We start from the raw sequence: 10,426 nt of genomic DNA on the forward strand, positions 1-10,426 counted from the left end.
TAGTTTGCAATGCCGATGAAGGTTTTGACGCCGATGCCATCCCACTCATACAAGCTGATCCAGAGTGACTGGCCGATTGGCGCGATCACATAGACCAGAAACATCACAACACCCGGCGCTAAAAACAGCCAGGGTGCAAGTTTGCGCTGGTTGGCAATCCACTTTGCCGATCTGGTTTTGCTGGCGCCTGATGTGGCAGGTCCTCCAGAAAACTTTGGTGAGTTTCCGGAAGATACAGGAGCCAAGGCCTGCTCGCTCATCTATGTCCTCCTGCAGAAGATCATGCTTCTGCGCTGTTTATTCCTAGAGCATAGGGCGGCGAAATCTTCCGCCACCCTACTTAAGAATTCCGCCTATCTACTACTTGTAGACACGGGTCCGGATCTTCTCGAGACGGTCCAAAATGGCGTCAGCCCGCTCTGGCTTCACCATGAATTCCTGGAAGCCTTCCATGCCAGCCTTTGCCATTGCTGCCGGAGCATCACGGTCGTAGAACTGCGCCAGCGCGTACGCATTGGAGAGCATGTCGAAGCCCTGCTGCAGGATGCGCTCTTCAGGGCGCTCTGCACCGGAGTTTACTGGCAACTGACCGAGTGTGACGTTTGTTGCTGTCTGCACATCTGCACGCGCCATGTAAGCAAGGAACTTCTTCGCATCTTCCTTGTTTTTGGCGTTTGCCGGAATGTGAATGGTGTCGGTCGGAGCATCTTCAGCCATTGGAATGCCCGGTGTGATTTCCGGGAACTGCATGAAGCCGATCTGCTCTTCCTTCAGGCCACCGTTCTTGAACACGTCAACCGCGAAGTTGCCCATCAGGTACATTGCCGCTTTGCCCTGCACGAGTGCTGGCACAGCTTCCTGCCAGTCCAAAGCTGCATGGTTTGCGTTGTAGTAGCCTGGCTTGACCAACTCGGCCCACTTGTCGAAGGTCGCTTTCACACGCGGGTCGGTGTAAGGCACCTTGCCTGCGGTGAGGTCCATGTGGAACTCGTAGCCGTTGACGCGCAGGTTCATGTAATCAAACCAGCCGCCTGTTGGCCAAAGTGCTTTTGTGCCGATTGTGAACGGGTCAATGCCAGCTGCTTTGAGCTTTGCGGATGCTGCAACCAGTTCGTCCCAGCTGGTTGGAACAGCAATGCCCTTCTCTTCGAAGATATCTTTGCGGTAGTAGATACCCCACTGGTAGTACGTGTAGGGCACACCCCATTTTTTGCCATCAATGGTCATGGATGCCGCTGCTGATTTCAGCTGCTCATTGAGACCATTTTCCTCCCAGACATCCGAGACGTCTTCAAACAGACCGGCATTGACGAAGGGTGCCATGCGGTTGCCCGCGTACCATGTTGCCAGGTCCGGCGCGTCTGCTGTGAGGAAGTTGCGAATGGAGGTTTTATAACCCTCCTTATGCATCGTGTTGACGATGACGTTCACATCCGGGTTCTCCTTGGAGAAGCCAGCCACGATGTCTTCAAATGCTTTTTTTGGAGCCGGATCCGTCTGGTCGAGATTGATAATCAGATCGCCAGCGGCATATGCGGAACTTGAAATCATAAATGCTGCAGCGAAACCGCCCGCAGCTACTTTGCTAAAATTAAACACCTAAACCTCCCAATATCGCCAAGAAATATGTTCCATTGAATGAAACTTCGTTTTGACCATTGAAATAGTTACGTGCTAGTGCATAATTGTCAACCAAAGGAACTAGGAAGGGATCTGTATGAAAATTGCAGATTTCCGGAACGGGTAAGGAAACAGCAGGAAATGGGCGCACAAACCCTGAGTATCTCTGAGGAAACCGAGCAAGACCTCACAAGTCCCATTTCCAAGGCACTGGTGGTGCTGGACGCGGTTGCAATGGCAGAATCACCCCCTCGGTTCGTAGAGCTTTTGAATGCTTTGCCGCTGAGCCGGGCCACGTTGCACCGTCAGCTGCGGCAATTGGTGAAGGAAGGCATGCTGGTGCATGATGAGGTGCATCAGACCTACAGCATTGGCATGCGGGTGCTGCGGCTAGCTCATTCTGCCTGGAGCCGTGCCAGCCTTGCTAGTGTAGCGCGGGATACGCTGGACACGCTGAGCACGCAGATTCCGGAGACCATCCATCTGGCTGTGCTGGACAACAATCAGGTGCTTTACGTGGACAAACGCCTGCCGCCGCGCAGCGTTTCCATGTTCTCCAGCCCCGGCAAGATTGGTCCGGCCTACTGCACAGGCGTGGGCAAAGCGATGCTCTCTGCTCTTCCTGAGGCACGACTTGCTGAGGCGATCAAGGCGCAATCATTCCAGCGCCATACCGATAAGACGCTGGTGAACGAGACAATGCTGCGCGATGAGCTGGCTCGTATCCGTGAGCGCGGACATGCCTATGACGATGAGGAGCATGAAGGCACTATCATTTGTGTGGCCTTGCCGATCCTGAACAAGCGCGGGGAGCCAATTGGCGCGCTTTCCGTGACCAGTACAACCTATGTGACCTCGCTCGACACTATGGTCGAAACCTATTTGCCTGCCATGAAGGCAGCAACCAATGAGATTTCAGAGAACGCTCAGATTGCACTGGGGGTTTGATTTGCGGGGCTTTGGGAGGCCCTTGCTCAGATATTGAAGATATTTTTCTGGAGGGGAACAAATGACCGCAGTTGTGTTGCGCGATCTAAAGAAGAGTTATGGCGACACGCAGGTGATCCACGGTGTGGACCTGGACATTGAGGAGGGCGAGTTTGTTGTTTTCGTTGGACCCTCTGGCTGCGGAAAATCCACCTTGCTGCGGACCATTGCCGGGTTGGAGACCAGCAACAGCGGGACCATCCATATTGCGGATGAGGATGTGACGGACATCGATCCCTCCCAACGCGGTATTGCCATGGTGTTCCAGAGCTACGCGCTCTACCCGCACATGACCGTTGCGGAGAACATGGGCTTTGGCTTGAAGATGACCGGACACCCCAAAGCCGAAATCAAGCGGCAGGTGGATGAAGCGGCGCGTATTTTAAAGCTGGAAGAGTATCTGGACCGGCACCCCAAAGCGCTTTCCGGTGGTCAGCGGCAGCGCGTGGCGATTGGCCGGGCGATTGTGCGCAATCCGAAGGTCTTCTTGTTTGACGAACCACTTTCCAACCTTGATGCAGAGCTGCGTGTGCAAATGCGCATTGAGCTTGCCAAGCTGCACAAGGACGTAGCGGCCACGATGATCTACGTGACCCATGATCAGGTGGAAGCCATGACGCTGGCTGACAAGATCGTGGTGCTGGAAGGTGGTTACATCCGGCAGGTGGGCAAGCCGCTGGAGCTTTACGATAATCCGGCGAACCAGTTCGTGGCGGGCTTTATCGGCTCTCCCAAGATGAACTTCCTGAGTGGTAAGGCGGTACGCTCAACCGATGCAGGGCTGGAGATTTCCGTATCCGGTTTTGAGGGGCAGACGTTGGTCGTGCCGGGGATCACCACCTCCGTGGTGGAGGGCGCAATGGTGAGCGTTGGCATTCGCCCGGAACACTTTTTGGTTGGCTTGGGCGAAGACGGCGTTGGCGCCGATGTGAGCGTGACGCTGGTCGAGAACCTCGGTGAAACCAGCTACGCCTACTGCACGTTGCCGGACGGCGTTCAGGTCATCGCAGAAAGCCGCGGCAACCGCCTTGAGCAAAACAACGAAGCCCTGCACCTGACCCTGCCCGCCTCACGGGCCTTGCTGTTCAAGCCCGATGGCGAGCGACTGCGGTAACTGTCCAGGTGGTTGCTTTTACAGCTGGAGTGGGGACGCCACCGCTAACCCGTAATCAGCGATAAACCTCCAAATGCAGCGACACCAAGACACATCGTTGCAATGACGTGGTTTGTTGTGATTGCTACGGCCAAAGCGACTGCAGCTGCCACCCACATTTGCGCAGATTGCCCGGAAAGGGACGTCGCAATGAGGCTGACGACAATCAGGCCCGGCAACTCCTCCAGCACCCAGGAGTGCTTTGACGCTCTAACTTTGCTCCCAGCAAAAAGTCCGATTATCCGGATGGAAAGGGCAGCCACGGCCAGTGTGAGAATGATAAGCCAATGAGAGCTGGTCATTGTGAAGCGCTCCTGATTTGGCGGATCATATGCGACGCAATTAGCCCACAGAGGGCACTGGCGACAATTGCATAGGCTTTGGGAAGCCCCAGGTAAACCATCGCGATTGCTAATCCAAACGCGACCGCCCATGGCAGGATACTTGATCGTCCCTGCCATAATCCCCTTGCCATTGCGATAAAGGCTGCTGTGAAGGCAAAGCCGAGTCCGAACCTTTCAAGGTCAGGCAGGACCGTCCCAACCAAAGCACCGGATGCAGTGGAGACCGTCCATACGCAGATCATGACCAGGCCTGATCCGATCAGGAATGAGGCTCCGATGTCTTTGGATTTCGCCCGCTCCGACATCGTGAGCGCCCAGTTCTCATCTCCGGTTATATGAATTGCGACCAGCTTTGCCCGCAAAGATAAGCCTGCAAGAACATCAGACAGGGAGGCGACGATCCCGATGTATCTTAAATTGAGGGCAGCACCTGCAAATGCGGCCCCAAGAACTGTAGAGGCATTGGCAAATTGCTCGACGGCAACGATTTGTGATGAACCCGCATGAACGGCTGCGCTCATAAGGCCGACACTCCACCACGGGAAGCCGGTCTGTGCCGCTAAAAGACCAAATGCGAAGCCGTATAGGGCCGCCCCGGCAGCAAGGGGAAGGATTGATATAGCACCATGTTTCATAAGGTTGAGCATAGATGCAGCCAGTGATGTAATTAAGTGATTTATTGGTTATAATATGATATGAACAAATCAAATTATCAGCATTTATAGGATAATTCTATCATGGACGCTATCGATGTAACTCTGCTTCGTGCTTTGCAGGAAAATGCCAAGACTTCGATTCAGGAGTTGTCCGAACATTCTGGAACGTCGACAGCATCTGTGCAGCGTCGGCTGAAAGCTCTACGTGATACCGGAGTAATCCAGAAAGAGGTTGCCGTTCTTGATCCCAAGAAAGTTGGTTTGGGAATAACCGCAGTGGTTGCTGTTGAGCTGGAACGAGATCGATTAGATCAGATCGACGCCTTTAAACGCAAAGCGCGTGAGGATCGGCAAGTTACGCACTTTTATTGCATTGCTGGTGATGCGGATTTCATGATGATTGTTATGGCTAAAGACATTGAAGATTACGAGGCCTTCACCCACAGGTTCTTCTTTGCAGACAAAAATGTCCGCAAATTCAGAACATCCATTGTCGTCTCAACAGAGAAAGCCACGCTTGAGTTACCTATCTGATGGGCGTGTTTCATAGTTTCCCAAGCTAAAGAAGGCATGCCTGAGGGAAGACCTCAGGCGATTTCTTCTGCGTAGAATGGGAGATGTTTGCGGAGGCGGATGTAGGTGATTTCGCATTTGAGGTCTTCGTCGAATTTGGTGGCCTCGCGTACGTCCTCGTATCTCATGTGGTGATAGAGACCCAGAGCGCGTTCGTTCTGGATGAGGACCGAGATTTCTGCAGTGTGATAGCCTCGGGCGGCGATGCGGCGTTCGGCTTCTTCTGCCAGCGCGGTGCCCAGTCCGCTGCTCTCGTAGTCCGGATCAATCCAGAGGTCGGTGATGAAGTTGTCGGCATGCTCTGTAGCTGCGAAGCCGAGCACACGATCTTCTTTGACCGCCACCACAATCTGATCCAGACAGGCGCTTGCAAAATCGGTGAAGGAGGCTTTGCTCATGGTATCGTGAGCAATCTGTGGCACGTGAGGGCCGATGCCCCGTTTCCATGATGCCAGACCGACCTCTCCGATCTGTGGGATATCTTTTGAGCGAGCACTACGAATTTCAAAGGTCTTCATCAGACTGATCCACCTCTCTGTGGGCCTTTCAACATCTTTCGCAAGTCTCGCTTAAGGACCTTGCCGTAATTGTTCTTGGGCAATTGATCCATGGCGACGTATTGCTTCGGACGCTTGAAACGCGCGATGTTATCAATGCACAGCTGATCCAGCTCTGCAAAAGCGACGGTCTTTCCCTTCTCTGGCGAGATGATTGCCACCACCTCTTCACCCCACTCTTCATGGAACCGACCGACAACTGCGACTTCAGATACATCCGGATGCAGCAGAAGGATCTCTTCCACTTCGCGAGGATAGATATTGGACCCGCCCGAGATAATCATATCCTTCGAGCGGTCGTGCATGGTGAGGAACCCATCCTCATCCAGCGCACCCATGTCGCCTGTTTTCAACCAACCATCGACAATCGTGGAAGCGGTTGCTTCCTCATTGTGCCAGTAGCCTAGCATGACCGCCGAACCAGACACGACAATCTCTCCAATCTCACCGACGGGCAGGTCTTTCATGTCCTCTCCTACCACACGGAGATTCGAGACGACTTGAGCTACCCCAACTGATTTCAATCTTTCTTCCCAACGGGGATGTTTTCTGTCGCAGACCTGCTCCCGGCTGAGGACCGTGATACCCATTGGGCACTCGCCCTGCCCGTAGATCTGTGCGAAGCGTGGGCCGAGAACATCAACAGCTTCAACGATATCAGCGAAGTACATTGGACCACCAGCATAGATGATGGTGTCCAGCCCCTCACCCGTTGCGCCTGTGGCTTTGGCCACTTCCACCAGCCTGTGCACCATTGTGGGTGCCGCAAACATGGCGATCCTGCCGACCTGTGGGGCGATCTCCAGAATCTCTGCAGCGTCAAACCCGCCAGAGACCGGACAAACGTGGCGACCACCGGCCACAACGTGCATGAAACTGTAGATTCCCGCACCGTGGGACATGGGAGCTGCGTAAAGCGTGGCGTCTTCGTGCGTTGGTGTGCCAATGCCTGCATAATACCCGAGCATCATGCTCTGGATGTTTTGCGAGGACATCATCACCCCTTTAGGGCGGCCTGTGGTACCGGAGGTGTAAAACAACCAGACCATATCCTGCGCATCAATGGGTACAGGCTGCCCCAGAGGCTCTGCGGTGAGCATTTGTTTGTAGCTGTCCTGATCTACCGAGATAACCTTGGTTTTGGACTGGTCAATCTCCCTGATCAGATCCTCACCCACATCATCAGAGATGAAGACGGTGGTGGCCTCAGCATTCTCGATAATCCATGCGGCTTCTTTCGGGTGCAGCTTGGCATTGATCGGGATTGCAGCGGCGCCGGACCACCAGATGCCATAGCTGGCTTCCAGATACTCTGTGCGGTTTTTCATGAAGATGGCAACACGGTCGCCCTTGGAAACACCATAGTCACTTTGCAGAGCACCGGCGATGGCAGCGGAGCGCGCGCCAAACTGACCGTAGGTTGCCACAAGCTGCGTTCCGTGAAAGAGCGCAGGTGCATCGGGTGTTATTCTTGCTGTACGGGCCAGCCATTCTGCCAGGTTCATTCGGTCTCCCCCTCAAATCAGAGTGCTTTCCCTCAAAAGCAATCTGGCTGCTACCGTCTCATCGCCTTGCAGTTCATGACGATAACGCACTGTTCACTCACGTATTGTTATTGGTCTGGGAGCGTCGTGGTGACGAAATTTGGTTGGCAGCTTCACTCAAACTTTAAGATGCGCATACTATAGTTTTTTGCAAGTCTGGGTATACGCCTCTTGTTTAACGCAATTTCCAAGTTTACGCTGCGGCTTTCTGCACTTTACATTTCTTTGCTGCACAGAACATCCCATGTTCTGCATAAATTCAACTAGTGGTTTTATAAGGACGCCTGTGATGAACCTTCAAAAAGCTGGCGGAATAGCATCTCTTATTGAAGCGGCCACCTACATCATTGGCTTTGCTCTTTTAACGACTTTACTGGCAGATGCTGGCTTTGGCGAAGACGGCAGTGATGCGAACCTGCTGGCATTCATCGTTTCCAATCAGAGCCTTATGTATCTCTGGAATTTCATCATCTACATCGTCAATGCAGTGTTTCTGGTAGTGCTGGTGATTGCGCTGCATGACCGGCTGAAAGCTGCAACACCGGGGCTCTCTCAGGTTGCTGCTGCTTTTGGGTTGATCTGGGCGGGCCTGATTTTGGCCAGTGGCATGCTGGCCAACATTTCTCTGGCAGAAGTTTCAGCCCTTTACGCACTTGACCATGACGAAGCACTGGTGATGTGGGCAACCCTAAACAATGTGCAGGAAGGCATTGGCGGGGGCAACGAGATCACCGGTGGCCTGTGGGTGCTGCTGCTGTGCTGGGCCGGCTTGCGTGGTTCCAGTCTTTCCAAAGGCCTGAGCCTGCTTGGCATTATCATCGGTCTGGCAGGGATCGCCACAGTCATTCCAGGCATGAGCGATCCGGGCGGTATCATCTTCGGCCTTGGCTTCATTCTCTGGTTCATCTGGGCAGGTATCTACCTGCTCAGACACGGTGAAACCTCTGGTTAAGCCGGTTGCAGAATGGTCTCAGCGATCAAAGCACCCTCAAGGAATTTGGGCAAGCTAAGGTCGCCAGGCAATGAAGAGGCATTATCTCAATTAAAACAGCATGTTACATGATGCAAAATCTTCTTGAGAATCGACACAGTTATATTTTGGGAAGGAACGTGGCTGGTAACTGGAATGTGCATGCACAGAGAACAGCATTTAAGCCAGTGTTACTGACTGCTCATTACAGGCTTTAGAGAACGCATAAAAGCGATGCTTAACTCTAGGCTAGTCGAATAAATTTTCAGGAGAAAATGGCTGGGGTGGTAGGATTCGAACCTACGGTACACGATACCAAAAACCGTTGCCTTACCACTTGGCTACACCCCATCGCTGTGTGTGGGGCGGGTTATAGCTTTATGATTTGGAATAGGCAACCACTCAATTTCTTTTTGCTGTGAGAAACTTACAAGTGTTCCACAGGTGAGCATAAAAGCGGATTGCGTGAGTGCTGGAACTGGCTTGTTGCTCTGGGCTTTTGCCTTTGTAACTTCTTATCTGAAACCTGCTTCTTTCATTTCCCAGAGGGGTTGAAACCTCAAGGAATTCTGCCGTTTTTGAGAGTTTGCCCTGTTTCACTGCACTATTAGGTTGGGTCTGGCTCACCGTTTCCCTTTGGCAATTCCTCCGCTTTATCATCGGGTTGTGCCAGTTTGGAGCGATCTTGTGCAATGAGCATGTAGACATTTGGGACGACGAACAAAGTGAAGAGTGTTCCGATGGACAAGCCAGTCGCAATCACCAGTCCCATGTTGAATCGAGACGCTGCGCCTGCTCCGCTTGCCAGCACCAGCGGGATCACGCCAAGCACCATGGCGGCGGTTGTCATCAGGATGGCGCGCAGGCGGATTTGCAGGGCGCCAATCACAGCTTCACGTTTGGTTGCGCCCTGATTTTCCTGAAGTTCGCGGGCTACCTCTACAATCAGGATACCGTGTTTGGAGATCAGGCCCATGAGCGTGATTATGCCAACCTGCGTGTAGATGTTTATGCTGGCGCCACCCAACCCGATGTTGATGAAGAACAGCGCTCCTGCGATGGACATGGGAACCGAGACAAGAATGATGATCGGGTCGCGGAAGCTTTCGAACTGAGCTGCAAGGGTTAGGAAGATGATGAGCAAGGCAAAGGCAAAGGTGACGACAAAACCGCTGCTTTCCTGCTCAAACTGGCGCGACTGTTGGGCATAGTCGACATCATAGCTTTCTGGCAGTTCTTCCGCTGCAATTTGTTGCAGGACTTGCAAGGCCTCTGCCAAAGGCACACCAAAGCTGGGTACGCCGGAAAGCGTCATGGAGTTTAGCTGCTGGAAGTGCGGGATAAACTCTGGTGTGACCTGCATATCCAGTGTCGCAACGCTGGAGAGCGGCACAATTGTACTGCGCGGGGCATTGCTGCTTGTGTTCGTTCCTGATCCGCCTGATGAAAATGCGGAGGCAAAAGAGCTTGATGAAGACGCACCGCTTTGTGCTGAACTACTGGATCCCGCGCTGCCTGGTGCTCCCCCCTGCGCTGCACCACCTGACGCTCCTCCAGTTGCCGTAGAGCTGCTCGAAACACGGATATAAGTGTCCAACAGTTGTTCCGGATTGAGGCGGTCATACTGAATGATTTGCGGGATGACTCTGTAAGAGCGGCCATCAAAATCGAAGTAGTTGATGTAACCGCCACTCATGAGCGCTGTGAGGGATTGCCCCACATCCTGCAAGGTGAGACCCAGCTCAGCAACACGGTCGCGGTCGATGTTGATTTTGCCCTGCGGTTTATCGATCTTCAGGTCCTTATCAATGAAGATGAACTTGCCGGTGGCCTGTGCCTTTTCCAGTATTTGAGACCCAACGACATTGAGTTTATCGACGGGTTGGGTGGTTTTGATGACAAACTGCACAGGCAAGCCGCTGCTGCCCGGTAAGGGTGGGTTTTGGAACATCACGGTTTTGAAGCCTGCCACACCTTCCATTGGCGGCTGCATGGCGTATTGCAGCTCAGTGGCGGTCTTGG

At 53.2% G+C, this 10,426-nt stretch carries 10 protein-coding genes, 1 tRNA gene and 1 pseudogene; 4 read left to right on the forward strand and 8 right to left on the reverse strand.

The features are described from left to right. Both PsW74_RS30070 and PsW74_RS27545 read right to left on the reverse strand, forming a co-directional pair. Window positions 1-260 (reverse strand): annotated as a pseudogene (locus PsW74_RS30070) (sugar ABC transporter permease); the annotation flags it as partial. 100 nt (window positions 261-360) lie between these two features. After that, entirely contained in the window at window positions 361-1,551 is a 1,191-nt protein-coding gene (locus tag PsW74_RS27545) for an extracellular solute-binding protein (protein WP_063286964.1), read from the reverse strand. Window positions 1,552-1,761: 210 nt separating this feature from the next. Between PsW74_RS27545 and PsW74_RS27550 the strand changes: the two genes are divergently transcribed. Then, entirely contained in the window at window positions 1,762-2,568 is an 807-nt protein-coding gene (locus tag PsW74_RS27550; protein ID WP_063286915.1) for an IclR family transcriptional regulator, read from the forward strand. Window positions 2,569-2,629: 61 nt separating this feature from the next. After that, the gene (gene ugpC / locus PsW74_RS27555) at window positions 2,630-3,721 is read left to right on the forward strand and encodes a sn-glycerol-3-phosphate ABC transporter ATP-binding protein UgpC (protein WP_063286914.1); all 1,092 of its coding nucleotides are present in this window, start codon (window positions 2,630-2,632) and stop codon (window positions 3,719-3,721) included. Between the two features lie 44 nt (window positions 3,722-3,765). Here the strand turns inward: ugpC and PsW74_RS27560 are convergent, their stop codons facing one another. Beyond that, on the reverse strand, window positions 3,766-4,062 hold the full coding sequence (locus tag PsW74_RS27560) for an AzlD domain-containing protein (protein WP_063286913.1): 297 nt from the start codon (window positions 4,060-4,062) through the stop codon (window positions 3,766-3,768). Further along, window positions 4,059-4,751 (reverse strand): AzlC family ABC transporter permease, encoded by a 693-nt coding sequence (locus PsW74_RS27565; RefSeq protein WP_208980830.1) that lies wholly within the window; start codon window positions 4,749-4,751, stop codon window positions 4,059-4,061. The genes PsW74_RS27560 and PsW74_RS27565 overlap by 4 nt, the downstream gene beginning before the upstream one ends. 90 nt (window positions 4,752-4,841) lie before the next feature. Here PsW74_RS27565 and PsW74_RS27570 point away from each other — a divergent pair, with 90 nt between their 5' ends. Further along, the gene (locus PsW74_RS27570; protein ID WP_063286911.1) at window positions 4,842-5,294 is read left to right on the forward strand and encodes an Lrp/AsnC family transcriptional regulator; all 453 of its coding nucleotides are present in this window, start codon (window positions 4,842-4,844) and stop codon (window positions 5,292-5,294) included. A 53-nt stretch (window positions 5,295-5,347) separates the two neighbouring features. Here the strand turns inward: PsW74_RS27570 and PsW74_RS27575 are convergent, their stop codons facing one another. After that, a complete protein-coding gene (locus PsW74_RS27575; RefSeq protein ID WP_063286910.1) occupies window positions 5,348-5,851 on the reverse strand; it encodes a GNAT family N-acetyltransferase in 504 nt (167 codons plus the stop codon). Then, on the reverse strand, window positions 5,851-7,395 hold the full coding sequence (locus PsW74_RS27580; RefSeq protein WP_063286909.1) for an AMP-binding protein: 1,545 nt from the start codon (window positions 7,393-7,395) through the stop codon (window positions 5,851-5,853). The genes PsW74_RS27575 and PsW74_RS27580 overlap by 1 nt, the downstream gene beginning before the upstream one ends. 328 nt (window positions 7,396-7,723) lie before the next feature. Here PsW74_RS27580 and PsW74_RS27585 point away from each other — a divergent pair, with 328 nt between their 5' ends. Next, the gene (locus tag PsW74_RS27585) at window positions 7,724-8,386 is read left to right on the forward strand and encodes a DUF4386 family protein (protein ID WP_063286908.1); all 663 of its coding nucleotides are present in this window, start codon (window positions 7,724-7,726) and stop codon (window positions 8,384-8,386) included. 294 nt (window positions 8,387-8,680) lie between these two features. Here PsW74_RS27585 and PsW74_RS27590 read toward each other — a convergent pair. Beyond that, window positions 8,681-8,755 (reverse strand) — tRNA-Gln (locus PsW74_RS27590). Window positions 8,756-9,011: 256 nt separating this feature from the next. Next, a partial coding sequence (locus PsW74_RS29555) for an efflux RND transporter permease subunit (RefSeq protein WP_208988190.1) occupies window positions 9,012-10,426 on the reverse strand: 1,415 nt, incomplete at its 5' end.

Source organism: Pseudovibrio sp. W74, from assembly GCF_001623085.1.
Taxonomy (GTDB): Bacteria; Pseudomonadota; Alphaproteobacteria; order Rhizobiales; family Stappiaceae; genus Pseudovibrio.

What these genes read in the sequence shown, in the direction of transcription:
- PsW74_RS27545 (WP_063286964.1), bottom strand. Translation starts at nt 1,551, where the DNA reads ATGATTTCAAGTTCCGCATATGCCGCTGGCGATCTGATTATCAATCTC.
- PsW74_RS27550 (WP_063286915.1), top strand. Translation starts at nt 1,762, where the DNA reads ATGGGCGCACAAACCCTGAGTATCTCTGAGGAAACCGAGCAAGACCTC.
- ugpC (WP_063286914.1), top strand. Translation starts at nt 2,630, where the DNA reads ATGACCGCAGTTGTGTTGCGCGATCTAAAGAAGAGTTATGGCGACACG.
- PsW74_RS27560 (WP_063286913.1), bottom strand. Translation starts at nt 4,062, where the DNA reads ATGACCAGCTCTCATTGGCTTATCATTCTCACACTGGCCGTGGCTGCC.
- PsW74_RS27565 (WP_208980830.1), bottom strand. Translation starts at nt 4,751, where the DNA reads ATGCTCAACCTTATGAAACATGGTGCTATATCAATCCTTCCCCTTGCT.
- PsW74_RS27570 (WP_063286911.1), top strand. Translation starts at nt 4,842, where the DNA reads ATGGACGCTATCGATGTAACTCTGCTTCGTGCTTTGCAGGAAAATGCC.
- PsW74_RS27575 (WP_063286910.1), bottom strand. Translation starts at nt 5,851, where the DNA reads ATGAAGACCTTTGAAATTCGTAGTGCTCGCTCAAAAGATATCCCACAG.
- PsW74_RS27580 (WP_063286909.1), bottom strand. Translation starts at nt 7,395, where the DNA reads ATGAACCTGGCAGAATGGCTGGCCCGTACAGCAAGAATAACACCCGAT.
- PsW74_RS27585 (WP_063286908.1), top strand. Translation starts at nt 7,724, where the DNA reads ATGAACCTTCAAAAAGCTGGCGGAATAGCATCTCTTATTGAAGCGGCC.